The 17,977-nt window shown below is 63.4% G+C and carries 16 protein-coding genes; 12 read left to right on the top strand and 4 right to left on the bottom strand.

The genetic code is table 11. The features are described 5' to 3' along the window. The first annotated feature begins 267 nt into the window (after nt 1-267). Complete coding sequence (locus tag LVD08_RS20340; protein WP_247269065.1) at nt 268-1,302, top strand: alpha/beta fold hydrolase; 1,035 nt, start codon at nt 268-270, stop codon at nt 1,300-1,302. Nucleotides 1,303-1,327: 25 nt separating this feature from the next. On the opposite strand, the gene LVD08_RS20335 is transcribed toward LVD08_RS20340, so the two are convergent. Together LVD08_RS20335 and LVD08_RS20330 are read right to left on the bottom strand one after the other, a co-directional pair. Then, complete coding sequence (locus LVD08_RS20335; RefSeq protein WP_247269064.1) at nt 1,328-2,350, bottom strand: GlxA family transcriptional regulator; 1,023 nt, start codon at nt 2,348-2,350, stop codon at nt 1,328-1,330. Nucleotides 2,351-2,416: 66 nt separating this feature from the next. Next, a complete protein-coding gene (locus tag LVD08_RS20330) occupies nt 2,417-3,343 on the bottom strand; it encodes a LysR substrate-binding domain-containing protein (protein WP_247269063.1) in 927 nt (308 codons plus the stop codon). Between the two features lie 122 nt (nt 3,344-3,465). Here LVD08_RS20330 and LVD08_RS20325 point away from each other — a divergent pair, with 122 nt between their 5' ends. The 5 genes from LVD08_RS20325 (at nt 3,466) to phnE (ending at nt 7,264) form a co-directional block, all read left to right on the top strand. Next, entirely contained in the window at nt 3,466-3,864 is a 399-nt protein-coding gene (locus LVD08_RS20325; protein ID WP_247269062.1) for a RidA family protein, read from the top strand. A 157-nt stretch (nt 3,865-4,021) separates the two neighbouring features. Further along, nucleotides 4,022-4,885: a putative selenate ABC transporter substrate-binding protein gene (locus LVD08_RS20320; RefSeq protein ID WP_003224397.1), complete on the top strand. Its 864-nt coding sequence runs from the start codon at nt 4,022-4,024 to the stop codon at nt 4,883-4,885. After that, the gene (locus LVD08_RS20315; protein ID WP_247269061.1) at nt 4,882-5,679 is read left to right on the top strand and encodes a phosphonate ABC transporter ATP-binding protein; all 798 of its coding nucleotides are present in this window, start codon (nt 4,882-4,884) and stop codon (nt 5,677-5,679) included. Before LVD08_RS20320 ends, LVD08_RS20315 begins: the two co-directional genes overlap by 4 nt. Further along, nucleotides 5,673-6,500 carry a PhnE/PtxC family ABC transporter permease gene (locus LVD08_RS20310; protein ID WP_247269060.1) on the top strand — a complete coding sequence of 276 codons (828 nt, stop codon included), beginning with the start codon at nt 5,673-5,675 and terminating at the stop codon, nt 6,498-6,500. The genes LVD08_RS20315 and LVD08_RS20310 overlap by 7 nt, the downstream gene beginning before the upstream one ends. After that, nucleotides 6,497-7,264 carry a phosphonate ABC transporter, permease protein PhnE gene (gene phnE, locus LVD08_RS20305; RefSeq protein ID WP_247269059.1) on the top strand — a complete coding sequence of 256 codons (768 nt, stop codon included), beginning with the start codon at nt 6,497-6,499 and terminating at the stop codon, nt 7,262-7,264. The genes LVD08_RS20310 and phnE overlap by 4 nt, the downstream gene beginning before the upstream one ends. 10 nt (nt 7,265-7,274) lie before the next feature. On the opposite strand, the gene LVD08_RS20300 is transcribed toward phnE, so the two are convergent. Further along, nucleotides 7,275-8,048 (bottom strand): AraC family transcriptional regulator, encoded by a 774-nt coding sequence (locus tag LVD08_RS20300; protein WP_247269058.1) that lies wholly within the window; start codon nt 8,046-8,048, stop codon nt 7,275-7,277. 200 nt (nt 8,049-8,248) lie between these two features. Between LVD08_RS20300 and LVD08_RS20295 the strand changes: the two genes are divergently transcribed. The 6 genes from LVD08_RS20295 to LVD08_RS20270 all read left to right on the top strand — a co-directional run bounded on the left by LVD08_RS20295 (nt 8,249) and on the right by LVD08_RS20270 (nt 15,758). Further along, the gene (locus LVD08_RS20295) at nt 8,249-9,877 is read left to right on the top strand and encodes an APC family permease (protein ID WP_247269057.1); all 1,629 of its coding nucleotides are present in this window, start codon (nt 8,249-8,251) and stop codon (nt 9,875-9,877) included. A gap of 21 nt (nt 9,878-9,898) precedes the next feature. After that, nucleotides 9,899-10,825: a 4-hydroxyproline epimerase gene (locus LVD08_RS20290; RefSeq protein ID WP_247269056.1), complete on the top strand. Its 927-nt coding sequence runs from the start codon at nt 9,899-9,901 to the stop codon at nt 10,823-10,825. 50 nt (nt 10,826-10,875) lie between these two features. Continuing rightward, on the top strand, nt 10,876-11,823 hold the full coding sequence (locus LVD08_RS20285) for a dihydrodipicolinate synthase family protein (RefSeq protein WP_247269055.1): 948 nt from the start codon (nt 10,876-10,878) through the stop codon (nt 11,821-11,823). 58 nt (nt 11,824-11,881) lie between these two features. Then, nucleotides 11,882-13,459, top strand: a complete 1,578-nt coding sequence (locus tag LVD08_RS20280) for an aldehyde dehydrogenase (NADP(+)) (RefSeq protein WP_247269054.1) — start codon at nt 11,882-11,884, stop codon at nt 13,457-13,459. Nucleotides 13,460-13,461: 2 nt separating this feature from the next. Further along, nucleotides 13,462-14,727 (top strand): NAD(P)/FAD-dependent oxidoreductase, encoded by a 1,266-nt coding sequence (locus tag LVD08_RS20275; protein WP_247269053.1) that lies wholly within the window; start codon nt 13,462-13,464, stop codon nt 14,725-14,727. Between the two features lie 68 nt (nt 14,728-14,795). Continuing rightward, a complete protein-coding gene (locus LVD08_RS20270) occupies nt 14,796-15,758 on the top strand; it encodes a Dyp-type peroxidase (protein ID WP_247269052.1) in 963 nt (320 codons plus the stop codon). A gap of 27 nt (nt 15,759-15,785) precedes the next feature. Here LVD08_RS20270 and LVD08_RS20265 read toward each other — a convergent pair whose 3' ends face one another. Continuing rightward, nucleotides 15,786-17,774, bottom strand: a complete 1,989-nt coding sequence (locus tag LVD08_RS20265; protein ID WP_003224378.1) for a peptidase U32 family protein — start codon at nt 17,772-17,774, stop codon at nt 15,786-15,788. Between the last annotated feature and the right edge of the window lie 203 nt (nt 17,775-17,977).

Genomic DNA, 17,977 nt, shown 5'->3' with positions numbered 1-17,977 from the left:
CTGCACTGTGACTGCCGGGTGTAGCGGCCATGTGTCGAAAAACCCGCGTTTGGTCTCGCCGTGTATCACGTGCAGAGCTGGATACACGGCCATACAAAGCACACCGGCTGTGTACCACAGTGTGTACAGACACCCCGGCGATACATGAACTTGAATCATCGCGCTTTTTCGACATGGACCAGATACGTCCCGGCGTTCAAATGCCTGCAAGGTTTGCCGGGCTCAGCCCGCACCTGCCCCCGACAGGATTGCCAAGGAGACTTCAGCATGAAAAACGCAGCATTCAACCGTATGAACATCCTCGCCGTGACGCTGTTCGGCGCGCTGGCGGCGACGCAAATGCCAACGGCCGCCGCCGCGCAGCCGGCAACCGGCGACCACAACGTCAGCTATTCCGCGCCCTCGCCGTTCGGCCCGCTCAAGCATGTGAAGGCCGGGCTGCTGGATGTGGCCTACGCCGAAACCGGCCCGGCGCAGGGGCCGGTGGTGATTCTGCTGCACGGCTGGCCGTACGACATTCATAGCTATGACGAGGTCGCGCCGGTGCTCGCCGCCAAGGGGTATCGGGTGCTGATGCCGTATGCGCGGGGTTATGGCGACACGCATTTCCTCTCCGATCAGACACTGCGCAACGGCCAGCCTGCGGCGCTGGCCAGCGACGTGATCGACTTCATGGATGCCCTGAACATCAAGCAAGCGGTGCTCGGTGGTTACGACTGGGGCGCGCGCTCGGCAGATATCGTCTCGGCGCTGTGGCCGGAGCGAGTCAAGGCATTGGTGTCAGTCAGCGGCTACCTGATCGGCAATCAGGCTGCCGGGCAAAATCCGTTGCCGCCCAAGGCCGAATTGCAGTGGTGGTATCAGTTCTACTTCGCCACCGACCGTGGCCGGGACGGTTACCGTAAAAACACCCACGACTTCGCCAAGCTGATCTGGCAGCTCGCCTCACCGAAATGGGCCTTCGATGACGCCACGTTCGACCGCAGCGCCAAAGCGCTGGAAAACCCCGATCACGTCGAGATCACCGTGTTCAACTACCGCTGGCGTCTGGGCCTGGTGCAGGGCGAACCGCAATACGCGGCGCTGGAGCAGAAACTCGCCAGCGCCCCGTCGATCAGCGTGCCGACCATCACCCTCGAAGGTGACGCCAACGGCGCGCCGCACCCGGCACCCGAGGATTACGCCAAGCGTTTCACCGGCAAGTACCAGTTCCGCCTGATCAACGGCGGCATCGGCCACAACCTGCCGCAGGAAGATCCACAGGCGTTTGCTCAGGCAGTGATCGACGCCGATCACCTCTGAGGTCGAAGGCAGAAAACGCCTCGGTCTATTTGACCAGGCGTTTTTCCCTGGACGGTCGATAACCGAAAAACGCGCTGTAGCACTTGCTGAAATGGCTCGGCGAAACGAAGCCGCAGGCCACCAGCACTTCCATCTGCGACAGCTCGGTGTGCTGCAACAGGCGCCGGGCTTCGGTGATGCGCAGTTCCAGGTAATAGCGCTGCGGCGTGGTGCCCAGTTGCTCCTTGAACAAACGCTCCAGCTGTCGCCGCGAGCGCCCGGCGTACACCGCCAGTTGCTCCAGCTCCAGCGGCTCTTCGAGGTTGGCATCCATCAGTTTGACCACCTCGCGCAACGGTGCACTGACGCAGAGGTTTTCATCCGGTTTGATCCGCCGATACCGCGACTCCTCGAACGCCAGAATGTCCTCGATGCCTTCGACCAGCGCCTTGCCGTGCAGGCTCTTGATCCAGTCCAGCGCCATATGGAAAGCCCCGGACGGGCTCGACGCGGTGAGCCGGTCGCGATCGATCACATAAGGTTCGCTGCTGACCTGGGTGGCTTTGGCAATTTCGGTCAGCGCGGGGCGATGCTCCGGGTGGATCGCGCAACGATAGCCATCGAGCAGTCCGGCGCGGCCGAGAAACCACGCACCGTTCCACAAACCGGCCAGACTGACCCCGCGCTCCGCCGCCGAGCGCAGCAGGCTGTTCAACTCCTCGCTGGCCTTCAGCTCAGTGCGGTAGCCGCCGCACACCACCAGCAAGTCCAGATCCGCAAGGCTGGCGGCGTCAATCCGCGCATCCGGGCGAATCACCAGCCCCAGATCGCTGATCACCTCACCCTCGCCCAGTCCGAACGTGCGCGAGCTGAACAGTCCGGCGCGCAACAGGTTGGCGGTGATGATCGTGTCCAGCGCCTGAGTGAAGGCCGGCAGTGAAAAGTGCTCCAGCAACAGGAAACCGGTGCGGGTGATGCGGGTCTCGGTGGATTGCTCATTCAGATAGCGGAGGTTTTTACCCTTCATGCCTCCGCTGAATTGACGTCGTTCGATCAAGGTCTGGCCCATCGGTCATGTTGTTATGCGCCGATAGTTGGCTCGATGGGCCAAAGAGTCAATCATGCTTGCGATCGATCACTCAACCCGGCGAGCAACGAGCGGCGCATGTTGCGCCATCAGCTCCACGATCCAGTCAATGAACACCCGCAGTTTCAGGCTCACATGCCGGTTCGGCGGGTACGCCACGTAGAGCGGCATCGGCTCAAGTTGCCAGTCCTCGAACAGCGGCACCAACTCGCCCCGGGCCTGATGCGCGTGCGACATGTACCTGGGTAACCACAGCACGCCCATGCCGGCCAGACCTGCCGCAAGGTAGGCGTTGCCGTCATCGACGGCGAGCACGTGGCGGCCCTTGATCTGCAGGTGCTCGCTGCCATTGTGCAAGGCGTAAGGCACCGGTTTGCCGGTGCGCGCCCAGAGAAAACCGACCACCCGATGATGCGAGTCTTCCAGCTCGCGTGGATGCTGCGGCGTGCCGGCGCGGGCCAGGTAACTCGGCGCGGCGAAGACCCCGAGTTGAAGATCGGCCACCCGCCGCGCCATCAGTGACTGATCAAGCAATTCGCCGCCGCGCACCACGCAATCGACGTTCTCATCGATGATGTCGACGATGCGGTCGCTGACACCCATGTCGATCTGAATGTCCGGATAACGCGCATGAAACTCAGGCAATGCCGGCATCAGAATCAGCCTCGCCAGCGGGCTCGGCACATCTACGCGCAAGCGTCCTCTGGGCAATGCCGACGCGCCGGACAGACTGGTTTCGGCGTCGTCCATATCGGCCAACAGCTTGATCACTCGCTCGTAATAGATTGCGCCATCGGCAGTGACGTTGACCTTGCGCGTGGTGCGGTTGAGCAACCTGACCCGCAGCCGGGCTTCCAGTTGCTGGACGAGCTGAGTGACAGTGGTCTTGCTCATGTGCAAGGTCTCGGCAGCCTTGGTGAAACTGCCCGCCTCAACCACCCGGGCGAACGCCTGCATTGCATCGAAACGGTCCACTTTGCGCCCTCGGATTGTTTGGAATCTGCAAACAGTGAACGCCAAGCTTGCGCGTTTATCGCCACTGCGCAAGCCCCTACAGTCACTCCATCAGCAACCACCCAACAATGATGGAGACACCCATGACCCAGCGCGACGTCGTTTTCCCGCCAGCCCGCCATGCGCTTTACGAGCGCCATCGTTATTCGCCAGCGATTCGTTCCAACGGCTTTCTGTTCGTCTCGGGGCAAGTCGGCAGCCGTGAAGATGGTTCGCCCGAACCGGATCTGCAGGACCAGGTGCGCCTGGCCTTCAACAACCTCAATGCGATCCTCGATGCCGCCGGTTGCAGCTTCTCCGATGCGGTGGACGTCACGGTGTTCATGATTGATCCGCAATCGACCTTCGAAACCATCTGGGAAGTGGTGCCGGAGTTCTGGGGCAGCGCACCGTATCCGACGATCACTGCGGTGGGCGTGACCTGGCTGGCCGGGTTTCAGTTCGAGATCAAGGTGATTGCCAAACTCCCGGAAACCCCATGATCGTAATCCGGGGTAAAACATCGTCGGACACCACTGCTGGCCTTTGACAGCGCGCCTGCGTATAACCTCGCCGTTTCGTCTAACCTGATTGAGCGCCCGCGCGCGACACCGCGCCCGGTGGCGCTTAGAATGCGACGCTCATGAAACGGAGATTTCCATGCTCAAACGAACCCTGGCACTGACTGCTGGTCTGGCCCTGTCTTTTTCTGCTCTGGTGGCGCATGCCGCCGATGTGTTGCGGGTCAGCGCGATTCCCGATGAAGCCCCGACCGAATTGCTGCGCAAGTTCGAGCCGCTCGGTGCGTACCTGGAGCAGCAGTTGGGCATGAAGGTGCAGTTCGTTCCCGTGGCCGACTATCCGGCGGTGGTTGAAGCGCTGGCGACCGACCGCCTCGACATGGCCTGGCTGGGTGGTTTCACCTTTGTTCAGGCACGCCTGAAGACCGACGCCACCACCCCGGTGATCCCGCTGGTGCAGCGCGAGCAGGATGCGCAGTTCACCAGCAAGTTCATCACCGCCGACCCGAACGTGAAGAGTCTGGCCGACCTCAAAGGCAAGACCTTTGCCTTCGGCTCGGTATCGTCGACGTCCGGCAGCCTGATGCCGCGTTACTTCATGCTGAAGAACGACAACATCAAGCCTGAAGCCTATTTCAGCCGCGTTGCCTACTCCGGCGCCCACGACGCCACCGTCGCCTGGGTCCAGGCCGGCAAGGTCGATGCCGGAGTGCTGAACGCCAGCGTCTGGCAGAAACTGGTGGACGCCGGCAAGGTCGATACCAACAAAGTCCACGTGTTCGCCACCACTCCGGCCTACTTCGATTACAACTGGACCGTGCGTGGCACCCTCGACCCGGCGCTGGCGGCGAAGATCAAGAAAGCTTTCCTTGACCTCGACCCGGCCAACCCCGAGCAAAAGAAGATTCTTGATCTGCAGGCTGCCAGCCGCTTCATCGACACCAAGCCCGAAAACTACAAGGGTATCGAGGAAGCTGCTCGCGCTGCCGATCTGTTGAAATGACCCTGAGCCTCAAACAAGCCAAACTGCACCACGTCAACGGGGTCGATGCGCTACGCGGCGTCGACCTGCAGATTGGCGCGGGCGAACAGGTGGCGATCATCGGTCCTTCCGGGGCCGGCAAGTCGAGTCTGTTGAATCTGCTGGCCACCGCGTTGCGCCCCAGCAGCGGCGAAATCGAGGTGCTGGGCGAACGTCCCTGGCACCTCTCCACTCGTCAACGGCAACGCCTGCGTGCGCGCATCGGCCTGGTGCATCAAGCCCCACCGCTGCCGCCGCGCCAGCGCGTGGTAACGGCGGTGCTGGCCGGTAAACTCGGCCAATGGAGTTTGGGCAAGAGCCTGCTGAATCTGCTGCATCCCACGGATATTCCCGGCGCCCGTGCGGCCCTCGCCCGCCTGGATCTGGGCGACAAACTCTTCGCTTACTGCCAGCAATTGTCCGGCGGCCAATTGCAGCGCGTGGGCATTGCCCGGGTGCTGTATCAGGCGCCGGAGGTTCTGCTGGCGGACGAACCGGTGTCGGCGATGGACCCGGTACTCGCCGGGCACACCCTGTCGATCCTCTCGCAGCATGCCCGGGCACATAACGTCACGCTGGTAGCGAGCCTGCACGCGGTGGAACTGGCGCTGGCGCACTTTCCGCGCATCATCGGTTTGCGCGACGGCCAGATCCTGTTTGACAGCCCGGCCGAACAGGTCAGCCGCGAGATGCTCGACACGCTGTACGCCAACGAGCAATTGCAAAGCCCGACGACGCCCAGTGCGCCGCTGATTGTGCAGATCCCGCGATGCTGAGGGCCGATTCACGCGACCCTGCTGCCGCGCCGCGATTACTGCTGACCCTGCTGGCGATTGCCCTGCTGTGGCCGGGCATCCAGCTCAGCGAACTGGACCTTGGCGTGCTGCTGCACAGCGACAGCCAGACCGAAATGGGCCGTTTCATCTCCGGGTTCTGGCCACCGGCGCATGACCACGACTTTCTCCAGTTGCTGCTCAAGGCGACCCTGCAAACCCTGGCCATCGCCACCGCCGGTATGGCTCTGGCGCTGCTGCTGGCGGTACCGGCGAGCCTGATTGCCAGCCGCGCGCTGTCGTTGTCGGCGGCGTCCCGCGGCGGCATTCCCAGTAGGCTCGGACGCTTGCTGCGCTGGCCGGTGCGCGGGCTGCTGATCTTCTTGCGCAGCGTGCCGGAAATCGTCTGGGCGCTGCTGTTCGTGCGTGCCGTGGGCCTCGGCCCGGCGGCCGGTGTGCTGGCGATCGCCATCACCTACAGCGGCATGCTCGGCAAGGTCTACGCGGAGATTTTCGAGTCCACCGACCAGCGTCCGGCGCATGCCCTGATGCAGGCCGGCAGCGGACGGCTCGCGGCGTTCGCCTACGGGATTCTGCCGAATGTCGCGGCGGAGCTGCTGTCGTACACGGTGTATCGCTGGGAGTGCGCGATTCGGGCGTCGGTGGTGATGGGGTTTGTCGGCGCCGGTGGCCTCGGCCAACAGATCGACCTGTCGCTGCGCATGTTTGCGAGCGGTGAAGTGGCGAGCATGTTGCTGACCTTCCTGATTCTGGTGCTCGGCGCCGACCAACTCAGCCGCCTGCTGCGCTGGAGGCTGACATGAATCGCCTGATCAATCTGTTGCTGATCGTCGGCATTGGCGTCGCGGTTATCGCCTCGTTCGGTTACCTCGAACTCGATCTCGGTGAACTCGGCAGCGCCACCAGCCTCAAGCAGATGGGTGCCTACGCGCAGCGCTTTCTCAGCCCGGACCTGAGCGCCACGCATTTGCAGGCGATCCTCAAGGGCGCGCTGGAAACCCTGGCCATGTCGGCCCTCGGCACCCTGCTCGCCGCGGTGTTCGGCATCCTCCTCGCGCTGCCTGCCGCCGGACGTTTTGGCTGGCCGCTGCAAAGCACTTCGCGGCTGGTGCTCAACGGCCTGCGAGCGATTCCGGAATTGGTGTGGGCGGCGTTGATGGTGCTCGCCGCCGGCCTCGGCCCGAATGCCGGCACCCTGGCGCTGGCCCTGCACACCACCGGGGTGCTTGGCCGGTTGTTCGCCGAAGCGCTGGAAAATACCCCGCCAGAACCTGCCGAAGCGATCCGCTTGCAGGGCGGCAACCCGGTGCTCGCGTTCTGCTACGGCACCCTGCCCAACCTCGCCCCGCAGTTGCTCGCGTATTGCCTGTATCGCTGGGAAAACAACATTCGCATGGCCAGCGTGTTGGGCTTCGTCGGTGCCGGTGGTTTGGGGCAGATGCTGTATGTCAGCCTCAGCCTGTTTCAGGAAGCGCAGGCGAGTACGGTGATTCTGGCGATGCTGATTCTGGTGCTGGGCGTGGATTCGCTGAGTGCGTGGAGCCGGCAGCGCTGGGTCAAGGCCTGACGGGCAAGCCTCACTGCGCCGTCGCCAACCGGTACTGGCGCGGGGTGAATCCGGTGGAAGCCTTGAACTGCCGGGTGAACGCGCTGTGGTCGGTATAACCGCACTGCAGCGCCACTTCGGTGATCGGCAAGTCGCCGTGCAACAGCCGATGCGCGTGCTCAAGACGCACTTTCTGGATCATCTGCCGCGGCGTCAGGTGGAACACGCGCTTGCAGTAACGCTCCAGTTGCGCCACGGAAATCCCGGCGATGCGCGTCAGTTCGCTCAGGCTGACGCGCTGATTGAAGTTCGCCCGAATGTACTCGTCCACTGCCGCCAGACGCTGATACGCCGGATGGGTTTCGCTGGCGGTCTGCAAGTCGACGGAAATTCCCGCCAGGCCGATGATCCGGTTATCGCGGTCGTACAGCGGACGCTTGTGGGTCAGGCACCAGCCCGGTTCGCGGCTGCCGTACAGATGCAGTTCCAGCTGATCCTCCAGCACAAACCCCTCTTCCAGCACGCGCCGATCCTGCTCGGTGTAGCCCGGGCCCAATTGCGCGGGAAACACCTCGGCGCTGGTCTTGCCCAGTAACGGTCGCAGGTCTTTCAAACCGCAGCGCTGCACCAGCGTCTGGTTGGCCATGACGTAGCGCGCCTGCAGATCCTTGATGAAGATCGCCGCGTTGGGAATCACGTCGAGCATCGGCAACAGCAGCGCCATACCGGCGAGCAGATCGTCGAGGCATTGCGGTCGGCTCGCTTCGTTGTGCTGGCTCAGGATCGCAAACGCGTTCTGCGGCATACCTCTCACTCCCCACTCGGTTTTATCACTTGCACGCAGATTGCCCCATGGCTGACAGCCTGTCGAGCCGGGCCTTTGCCGTTGGCCACTGTGCTGATTTCGTCATCGTCACCGGCAAAAAACATCAATCGCCCATCGCCTGATCAGTTCACTGTAGCGCCACTGCACGCCCCTCCAACAACCAACAAGAAGGCGACGCTATGACAGGCCAAGGCAAGTTCAAGAAACAACTTTCACTGATAGACCTTACGTTCATCGGACTGGGGGCGATCTTCGGTTCGGGCTGGTTGTTCGCCGCCAGTCACGTGTCGGCCATCGCCGGCCCGGCGGGGATCTTTTCCTGGCTGCTCGGTGGTTTCGCCGTGTTGCTGCTGGGCATCGTCTACTGCGAATTGGGCGCTGCGTTGCCCCGTGCCGGCGGTGTGGTGCGTTACCCGGTTTACTCCCACGGCCCGCTGCTTGGCTACCTGATGGGCTTCATCACGCTGATCGCGTTTTCCAGCCTGGTGGCGATCGAAGTAGTCGCCTCGCGGCAATATGCGGCGGCGTGGTTTCCCGAATTGACCAAGGCCGGTTCCAGCGACCCGACCGTGCTCGGGTGGTTCGTGCAGTTCGGGTTGTTGTGCCTGTTTTTCCTGCTCAATTACCGCAGCGTGAAGACCTTCGCCATGGCCAACAATCTGGTCAGCGTGTTCAAGTTCATCGTGCCGCTGCTGGTGATTGGCGTGCTGTTCACCTTCTTCAAACCGGCCAATTTCGAAGTGCACGGCTTTGCGCCGTTCGGTCTGTCCGGCATTGAAATGGCGGTCTCGGCGGGTGGGGTGATCTTTGCTTATCTGGGCCTGACGCCGATCATTTCCGTGGCCAGTGAAGTGAAGAACCCGCAACGCACGATCCCGATCGCGCTGATACTGTCGGTGCTGCTGTCCACCGCTATCTACGTGCTGCTGCAAACCGCGTTCCTCGGCGGCATCCCGACCGAAATGCTCGCCAATGGCTGGGCCGGCGTCGCCAAGGAACTGGCCCTGCCGTACCGCGACATCGCTCTGGCACTGGGTGTCGGCTGGCTGGCGTATCTGGTGGTGGCCGATGCGGTGATCTCGCCCAGCGGCTGCGGCAATATCTACATGAACGCCACGCCACGGGTGATCTACGGCTGGGCGCAGACCGGGACGTTCTTCAAGATTTTCACCCGCATCGACGAAAAATCCGGCATCCCGCGCCCGGCGCTGTGGCTGACCTTTGGCCTGTCGGTGTTCTGGACCCTGCCATTCCCGTCGTGGGAAGCGCTGATCAACGTTGTCTCTGCCGCGCTGGTATTGAGCTATGCGGTGGCGCCGGTGACGGTGGCCGCACTGCGCCGTAACGCGCCGGACATGCCGCGTCCGTTCCGGGTCAAGGGCATGAGCGTGCTTGGGCCGCTGTCGTTCATCATCGCCGCGCTGATTGTCTACTGGTCGGGCTGGGGCACCGTGTCGTGGTTGCTCGGCCTGCAAGTCCTGATGTTTGTCATCTACCTGCTGTGCGGGCGCATGGTGCCGACCGCGCACCTGAATCTCGGCCAGCAAGTGCGCTCGTCGGCGTGGCTGATCGGCTTCTACGCCGTGACCATCGTCCTCTCCAAGCTCGGCAGTTTCGGCGGCATCGGCGTGCTCAGTCATCCGTTCGACACGGTGATCGTCGCGGTCTGCGCGCTGGGCATCTACTACTGGGGCGCCGCCACCGGCGTACCGGCACGCCTGATTCGTCTGGAAACCGAGGACGACGAAAGCGAAGCCGCTGAATCCTCCACCCATTCGGCAACGGGCCAGCGCCCTGCTCACGCCTGACCTTCACTCAAGGGACGAACCATGAAACGACTGCACATCATCGATTCCCATACCGGCGGCGAACCCACGCGCCTGGTGATGAAGGGCTTCCCCGAGCTGCCCGGCAACAGCATGGCCGAGAAGCGCGATGCCTTGCGCGAAGGCCACGATCAATGGCGCCGCGCCTGCCTGCTCGAACCACGTGGCAACGACGTGCTGGTCGGTGCGCTGTACTGCGCGCCGGTGTCGCCGGATGCCACCTGCGGGGTGATTTTCTTCAACAACGCCGGCTACCTCGGCATGTGCGGCCACGGCACCATCGGCCTGGTCAACTCGCTGCATTACCTGGGACAGATCGAACCGGGCGTGCACCAGATCGACACCCCGGTCGGCCCGGTCAGCGCCACCCTTCACGAGGACGGCGCCGTGACCCTGGGCAACGTCCCGGCCTGGCGCTACCGCAAACAGGTGCCCGTGGACGTGCCCGGCTACGGTCGCGTGTTCGGCGACGTCGCCTGGGGCGGCAACTGGTTTTTCCTGGTCTCCGAACACGGCCAGGACCTGCAGATGAGCAACGTCGAAGCCCTCACCGAGTATACCTGGGCGATGCTCAAGGCCCTGGAGGCCCAAGGCATCCACGGTGAGGACGGCGCGTTGATCGACCACGTCGAACTGTTTGCCGACGACGCCCACGCCGACAGCCGCAACTTCGTCATGTGCCCCGGAAAAGCCTACGACCGCTCGCCCTGCGGCACCGGCACCAGCGCCAAACTGGCCTGCCTGGCCGCCGACGGCAAACTCGCCGAAGGCCAGGTCTGGACGCAAGCGAGCATCACCGGCAGCCAGTTCGAAGGGCGCTTCGAATGGCATGGCGAACGCGTGCGCCCGTTCATTACCGGCCGCGCCTACATGACCGCCGACGCCACCCTGCTGATCGACGAGCAGGACCCTTTCGCGTGGGGCATCTGAGTGCCCCGCTTTTCTACCGATCCGAATGAATGTCCCGAGGAGCTACAACAATGAGCGATAACATCTTCACTGGCTGCATTCCCGCGCTGATGACCCCGTGCACCGCCGCGCGCAAACCCGACTTCGACGCCCTGGTGGCCAAGGGTCGCGAGCTGATCGATATCGGCATGAGCGCGGTGGTTTACTGCGGTTCGATGGGCGACTGGCCGCTGCTGACCGAGGCCGAGCGTCAGGAAGGCGTGGTGCGTCTGGTAGCCGCCGGGGTACCGACCATCGTCGGCACTGGCGCGGTCAACAGCCGTGAAGCGGTGTCCCATGCCGCGCATGCGGCGAAAGTCGGCGCCCATGGCCTGATGGTGATTCCGCGCGTCTTGTCCCGTGGTGCTTCGGCCACCGCGCAAAAAGCCCACTTCGCCGCGATCCTCAACGCCGCGCCGAACCTGCCGGCGGTGATCTACAACAGTCCCTACTACGGCTTCGCCACCCGCGCCGAGCTGTTCTTCGAACTGCGCCGTGAACACCCGAACCTGATCGGCTTCAAGGAATTCGGTGGTGGCGCCGACTTGCGCTACGCCGCCGAAAACATCACCTCGCAGGACGATGCCGTGACCCTGATGGTCGGTGTCGATACCCAAGTGGTGCACGGTTTCGTCAACTGCAACGCCACTGGCGCGATCACCGGCATCGGCAATGCCCTGCCGCGCGAAGTGCTGCAATTGGTGGCACTGAGCAAGCAAGCAGCCAAGGGCGATGCCAAGGCCCGACGTCTGGCGCGCGAACTGGAAGCGGCGCTGGCGGTGCTGTCGTCGTTCGACGAAGGCTGCGACCTGGTGCTGTATTACAAGCATCTGATGGTGCTCAACGGCGACCGCGAATACGCACTGCACTTCAACGAAACCGACGCCTTGAGCGATGCCCAGCGTCGTTACGCCGAGACCCAGTACGCGCTGTTCCGCCAGTGGTACAAAAACTGGTCCGCCGAACAGAACCTCGCCTGACCGCAACCCCTGCCCCGGTGTGATGCCGGGGCTTCACCTCTTTTATCAAGGAAGCGTCATGACTCTGACAGGCCACATGTTGATTAGCGGCCAAGCCATCGCCGGCAGCCGTGAAGCGATCCGCGCGATCAATCCCGCCACTGACACCGTGCTGGAACCCGCTTACGCCGGCGGCAGCGCTGAGCATGTCGAACAGGCCTGCGCACTGGCGTGGCAAGCGTTTGATCGTTATCGCGAGACCTCCCTGGAGGCGCGCGCTGAATTTCTCGAAAGCATCGCCAATGAGATCGAAGCCCTTGGCGATGCGCTGATCGACCGTGCCGTGGCCGAAACCGGCCTGCCACGCGCCCGTATCCAGGGCGAACGCGGACGCACTTGCGGGCAACTGCGCACCTTTGCCCGCACCGTGCGTGCTGGCGAGTGGCTGGACGTTCGCGTCGATCAATCACAACCACAGCGCCAGCCGCTGCCACGTTCTGATTTGCGCCAGCGGCAGATTGCGCTGGGGCCAGTGGCGGTGTTCGGCGCCAGCAACTTTCCGCTGGCGTTCTCGGTGGCGGGCGGCGACACCGCGTCTGCACTGGCCGCCGGTTGCCCGGTGATCGTCAAGGCGCACAGCGCGCATCCCGGCACCAGTGAACTGGTCGGCCAGGCGCTGGCTCGCGCGGTGAAAAAATCCGCTTTGCCCGAGGGCGTGTTCTCTCTGCTGTTCGGTTCGGGCAATGAAGTGGGCATTGCGTTGGTCAGCGATTGGCGCATCAAGGCTGTGGGCTTCACCGGCTCGCGCAGTGGCGGCCTCGCCCTGAACCGAGCGGCGCAAGCGCGGCCGGAACCGATTCCGGTGTATGCGGAAATGAGTTCGATCAATCCGGTGTTGCTGTTTCCCGCAGCGCTTGCCGCACGCGGTGAGGCGTTGGCGCAGGGTTTTGTCGCCTCGCTGACTCAGGGCGCCGGGCAGTTCTGCACCAATCCCGGGCTGGTCATCGCTCGCCAAGGGCCGACGCTGGACGGTTTCATTGCCGCTGCCGCCGAAGGGGTTCAGCGCAGCCCGGCGCAGACCATGCTTACGCCGGGGATCTTCCGCACCTATTCAAGCGCAGTCGCCGCGTTGGCCGAACATCCGCAGGCGCAACACGTGGCCATCGGTCTGGCGGCTGAAGGTCCAAACCAGTGTCAGGCGCAGTTGTTCGTCACTCAGGCGCAGGACTTCCTCGCTGATGTGCGTCTGCAAGGTGAAATATTCGGCTCGGCGTCGCTGATCGTGCGATGCACCAACGACGATGAAATCCGTCAGATCTGCGAACACCTCGAAGGCCAGTTGACCGCCACCCTGCACCTGGATGACGCCGATCTGGATCACGCCCGGGCCTTGTTGCCGACACTGGAACGCAAGGCCGGACGCCTGCTGGTCAACGGCTGGCCGACCGGGGTCGAAGTGTGCGATGCGATGGTGCATGGCGGGCCGTTCCCGGCCACCTCGGATTCGCGCAGCACCTCGGTCGGCACGGCGGCGATCCTGCGTTTCCTGCGGCCGGTGTGTTATCAGGATTTCCCCGACAGCCTGCTGCCGCCGCCGCTGAAACAGGCAAATCCGCTGCAGCTACGACGCTTGCTCGACGGCCAGAGGGAAGCCTGAACATGCCCGACAACCTCACAACGGACAACGCCGACATCGCGGTGATCGGCGCCGGCATCATCGGCGTCGCCTGCGCTCTGCAACTCGCGCGTCAGGGTAAACGGGTGGTGGTCATCGACAAGCAGCCGCCCGGTCATGGCGCCTCGTTCGGCAACGCCGGGCATCTGGCCACCGAGCAGGTGTTTCCGATTGCCGATGCGTCGATCCTCAAGCGTCTGCCAGCGATGCTGATGGACCCGATGGGGCCGCTGCGCCTGGACTGGAAGTACCTGCCGTGCGCCGTGCCGTGGTTCAGCCGCCTGCTGCTGAACCTGCGCCCAGCTCCGTTTCAGCGCACCGTGGCCGGTTTGCGCGCGCTCAACGAAAGCAGCCTCGACGCCTGGAAGCGCCTGCTGCACAGCATCGCCCGCCCCGACCTGCTCAAGGAGGACGGCTCGCTGCTGGTGTTCGAGCGCGCCGAGTCGCGGCAAGCGATCGACGCCTTGCAGACTCGCATGCGTCAGCAACAGGTGCCCGTGGACTTCTGGTCGGCCAGCGCCGTGCGGGACACCGCGCCGCAGCTCAGCGAACAGATTCAGGGCGGGTTGTTCTACCCGCGCACCGGGCATTTTCTCGACCCGTATCAGGTGGTGTGCGAACTGGTGAGTGCGGCCAAAATGGCCGGCGTGCAGTTCATTCAGCAGGAGGTTCAGGGCGGCCAGTTGCAGGCGCATGGCGTGTCACTGATCACCGATCAGGGGCGTTTCACCGCGCGGCAGGTGCTGATCGCCTGTGGCGCGCATTCGGCGAAGCTCACCACTGCGCTGACCGGTAAACGCGTGCCGCTGGACACCGAGCGCGGCTATCACCTGATGTTGCCCCACGAGCACGAGCGACTGCCGTTCGCCGTCACGTCGCTGGAGCGCAAGTTCATCATGACGCCGATGGCCGGCGGCTTGCGCCTGGCCGGCACCGTTGAGTTCGCCGGTCTGGAGCGCCCGCCGTTTATGGAACGCGCCTGGCAGTTACACCGTTTGAGCAAGGGCTTATTCCGCCGTGATTTGAACGCTGAAGACGCGACGCCGTGGATGGGCTTTCGTCCGTCGCTGCCGGACTCGCTGCCGGTCATCGACAAGGTCTGCGACGGCAAGGTGCTGCTCGCGTTCGGGCATCAGCATTTGGGGCTGACGCAGGCGGCGGTGACTGCCGAGATGATTGCTCAGTTGGCGTCTCCCTCGACCCATTCCGGCGTGCCGACGATGGATGCCTATCGACTGGGTCGCTTCTGAGATACCGATGAAACGTTTTTGGTTTCATACTGAGCGCCGAACTTGGCCCCGCGCATATGGAACCGACTATGACCTCATCAATGGATACCCCCGAGCCGCAAGCGATCTGCAACCCGATCACCAGCAGCGCGATCTTCATCGTCGCCACGCTGCTGCCCGGCAGCGACGCCGCCAGTCAGGTGCGCGGCTGGTGCGGCGACATCGCCGCCCTCACCCGTTCGGTCGGCAAACGTGTGCCCAACGGCAACTTGTCATGTGTCTGCGGTTTCAGCGCCAGCGCCTGGGACGCCCTGTTCGGCAGTCCACGCCCGGCCTCGCTGCATCCGTTCCGCGAGTTCGGCGTCGAGGGCCGTCGCGCCGTTGCGACGCCGGGCGACATCCTGCTGCACATCCGTGCCGACCAGATGGATCTGTGTTTCGAACTGGCAACCCAGTTGTGCAGCGCGCTCAATGGCGCGATCACCGTGGTGGATGAGGTGCAGGGGTTCCGCTACTTCGACATGCGCAGCATCATCGGTTTCGTCGATGGCACCGAGAACCCGGTGGGCCGCAAGGCAGACCACTTCACCCTGATCGGCAACGAAGACCCCGCGTTCGGATCCGGCAGTTATGTGCTGGTGCAGAAGTACCTGCACAAGATGGAGGCGTGGAATGCGTTGAGCGTCGAGGCTCAGGAGAAGGTGATCGGCCGCACCAAGCTGGCCGACATCGAACTCGGTGAAGAGGTCAAGCCGAGCAATTCCCACAGCGCCCTGACCACCATCACCAAGGACGGTCAGGAGCAGAAGATCCTGCGCGACAACATGCCGTTCGGCCGCCCGGGGGCTGGCGAGTTCGGCACCTATTTCATCGGTTACGCGCGCTCGCCGGAACCGATCGAGCAGATGCTGGAGAACATGTTTGTCGGCAAACCCGTCGGCAACTACGACCGTTTGCTGGACTTCAGCACGGCAGTCACCGGGGGGCTGTTCTTTGTGCCGTCAGCCGACCTGCTCGAAGAGCTGGCGGAGCGAGAGCCCGCGCAGGCGTGACACCGTAGCGCCACGCCCGCCCGTCACTCAGTGTGGCGCGCGCGGGATGGTTTTCAGCAGGTCTTCCGGGCTGATGTGGCCGACCACGCTGCCCGGTTGCGGCATGTTGAGGATGTGGCCTTTCATCTTGCCGATGATGTGCATCTCGCACGGCTTGCAGTCGAACTTCAGGGTCAGCACTTCGTCGCCGTGAATCAGCTGCATCGGCGCGACCTTGGTGCGCACACCGGTCACGCCCTTGGCCTGTTTCGGGCACAGGTTGAACGAGAAACGCAGGCAGTGCTTGGTGATCATCACCGGCACTTCACCGGCCTCTTCGTGCGCCTCGTAGGCCGCATCAATCAGCTTCACGCCATGACGGTGGTAGAAGTCGCGTGCCTTCTGGTTATAGACGTTGGCCAGGAACGAGAGGTGCGACTCCGGGTACACCGGCGGCGGCGTGGTTTCGGCCTTGCGGCTGCCACGCGGGTGTGCGGCGACGCGAGCAGCGGTCAGCGCTTCGATCACTTCACGGCGCAAGGCCTTGAGCTGCGAGTTCGGGATGAAGAACGCCTGCGGCGCGTCGAGCTTGATGTCGGTGGCGTGGTACTGCGTGGTACCGAGCTGACCGAGCAGATCCTGCAATTGCTCCAGCGCCTGCTCCGGCTTGTTGGCCACACCGAACGGGCCGTTGAGGGTCACACTGGCGCTGATCCCCTCTTCACTGGTCGCGGTCACTTCCAGCTGTTCTTCACGCAGGCGTGCAACCCAGCTCAATGCGACACGACGCTCGGCAGAGGTCTTCTGCAGCGCCTGTTGCCAGTTGTGGTCGAGGTTGCGGTTCAGCGGATGGTTCGGCCGCAGTTTGTACAGGCCTTCGGGCATTTCGTTCGGCTCGACGCGGTAGCGATAGCGCTTCTCGCCGTCTTCTTCGAACTCGCCCTTTGGCTCGGCGATGTTGGCGCGGAAACCCACGACTTCACGCTTGACCAGCACGTTTAGGCCATCGCCGTTGGACAGCGGTTCCTGCGTCACCACCTGCATGTCACGCTTGCCGACTTTCTCGACGGTGCCCACTGGCAGGCCGGTGAAGGTCGGCGAGTCGAACGCGCCGATGTCGATCTTGCGATCGGTGACAAAGTAGTCGGTGCTGCCACGGTGGAAAGTCTTTTCCGGGTCCGGCAGGAAGAAGTGCGCAGTGCGGCCGCTGGAAGCGCGGGCCAGGTCCGGGCGGTCTTCGAGCACGTCGTCAAGGCGCTGGCGGTAATAGGCGGTGATGTTCTTCACATAGCCCATGTCCTTGTAGCGACCTTCGATCTTGAACGAACGCACACCGGCTTCGACCAGCGCGCGAATGTTGGCGCTCTGGTTGTTGTCCTTCATCGACAGCAGGTGTTTTTCGTAGGCGATCACCCCACCCTTTTCGTCTTTGAGGGTGTACGGCAAACGGCAGGCCTGCGAGCAGTCGCCACGGTTGGCGCTGCGCCCGGTCTGCGCGTGGGAGATGTTGCACTGCCCGGAGAACGCCACGCACAGTGCGCCGTGAATGAAGAATTCAATGGCCGCATCGGTTTCGTCGGCGATGGCGCGGATTTCTTTCAGGTTCAGCTCGCGGGCGAGTACCAGTTGCGAGAAACCGGCCTGATCAAGGAACTTCGCCCGCTCAAGGGTGCGGATGTCGGTCTGGGTACTGGCATGCAGCTCGATCGGCGGAATGTCCAGCTCCATCACGCCCAGGTCCTGGACGATCAGCGCGTCGACACCGGCGTCGTACAACTGGTGGATCAGCTTACGCGCCGGCTCCAGTTCGTTGTCGTGCAGGATGGTGTTGATGGTGGTGAAAATGCGCGCGTGATAACGGCGGGCAAATTCCACCAGCTCGGCGATTTCGCTCACCTCGTTGCAGGCGTTGTGGCGCGCGCCGAAGCTCGGGCCACCGATGTACACGGCATCGGCGCCGTGCAGGATCGCCTCGCGGGCAATCGCCACGTCACGGGCGGGGCTGAGCAATTCCAGATGATGCTTGGGCAAGGACATAGTTTTTTTAGTCAGGCTGTCACGGTTAAGGCGCGCATTGTAGCCGCGAAACGCCCGAGCGGCACGCCTGTGCTGCCAAGTGGCAGATGACCTCGCTCCAATCCGACACGAGAGTCTCCTGTAGGAGTGAGCCTGCTCGCGATGATGGTGGCACAGTCAACGTTGATGATGGCTGATTTACCGCTATCGCGAGCAGGCTCACT

Source organism: Pseudomonas sp. YL2 (assembly GCF_023063025.1).
In the GTDB taxonomy this organism is placed as follows: Bacteria; Pseudomonadota; Gammaproteobacteria; order Pseudomonadales; family Pseudomonadaceae; genus Aquipseudomonas; species Aquipseudomonas putida_A.
The sequence above is the reverse complement of the archived record's forward strand: the minus strand, read 5'-3'. Positions and strand labels throughout refer to the sequence as shown.

What these genes read in the sequence shown, in the direction of transcription:
- LVD08_RS20340 (WP_247269065.1), top strand. Translation starts at nt 268, where the DNA reads ATGAAAAACGCAGCATTCAACCGTATGAACATCCTCGCCGTGACGCTG.
- LVD08_RS20335 (WP_247269064.1), bottom strand. Translation starts at nt 2,350, where the DNA reads ATGGGCCAGACCTTGATCGAACGACGTCAATTCAGCGGAGGCATGAAG.
- LVD08_RS20325 (WP_247269062.1), top strand. Translation starts at nt 3,466, where the DNA reads ATGACCCAGCGCGACGTCGTTTTCCCGCCAGCCCGCCATGCGCTTTAC.
- LVD08_RS20320 (WP_003224397.1), top strand. Translation starts at nt 4,022, where the DNA reads ATGCTCAAACGAACCCTGGCACTGACTGCTGGTCTGGCCCTGTCTTTT.
- LVD08_RS20315 (WP_247269061.1), top strand. Translation starts at nt 4,882, where the DNA reads ATGACCCTGAGCCTCAAACAAGCCAAACTGCACCACGTCAACGGGGTC.
- LVD08_RS20310 (WP_247269060.1), top strand. Translation starts at nt 5,673, where the DNA reads ATGCTGAGGGCCGATTCACGCGACCCTGCTGCCGCGCCGCGATTACTG.
- phnE (WP_247269059.1), top strand. Translation starts at nt 6,497, where the DNA reads ATGAATCGCCTGATCAATCTGTTGCTGATCGTCGGCATTGGCGTCGCG.
- LVD08_RS20300 (WP_247269058.1), bottom strand. Translation starts at nt 8,048, where the DNA reads ATGCCGCAGAACGCGTTTGCGATCCTGAGCCAGCACAACGAAGCGAGC.
- LVD08_RS20295 (WP_247269057.1), top strand. Translation starts at nt 8,249, where the DNA reads ATGACAGGCCAAGGCAAGTTCAAGAAACAACTTTCACTGATAGACCTT.
- LVD08_RS20290 (WP_247269056.1), top strand. Translation starts at nt 9,899, where the DNA reads ATGAAACGACTGCACATCATCGATTCCCATACCGGCGGCGAACCCACG.
- LVD08_RS20285 (WP_247269055.1), top strand. Translation starts at nt 10,876, where the DNA reads ATGAGCGATAACATCTTCACTGGCTGCATTCCCGCGCTGATGACCCCG.
- LVD08_RS20280 (WP_247269054.1), top strand. Translation starts at nt 11,882, where the DNA reads ATGACTCTGACAGGCCACATGTTGATTAGCGGCCAAGCCATCGCCGGC.
- LVD08_RS20275 (WP_247269053.1), top strand. Translation starts at nt 13,462, where the DNA reads ATGCCCGACAACCTCACAACGGACAACGCCGACATCGCGGTGATCGGC.
- LVD08_RS20270 (WP_247269052.1), top strand. Translation starts at nt 14,796, where the DNA reads ATGACCTCATCAATGGATACCCCCGAGCCGCAAGCGATCTGCAACCCG.
- LVD08_RS20265 (WP_003224378.1), bottom strand. Translation starts at nt 17,774, where the DNA reads ATGTCCTTGCCCAAGCATCATCTGGAATTGCTCAGCCCCGCCCGTGAC.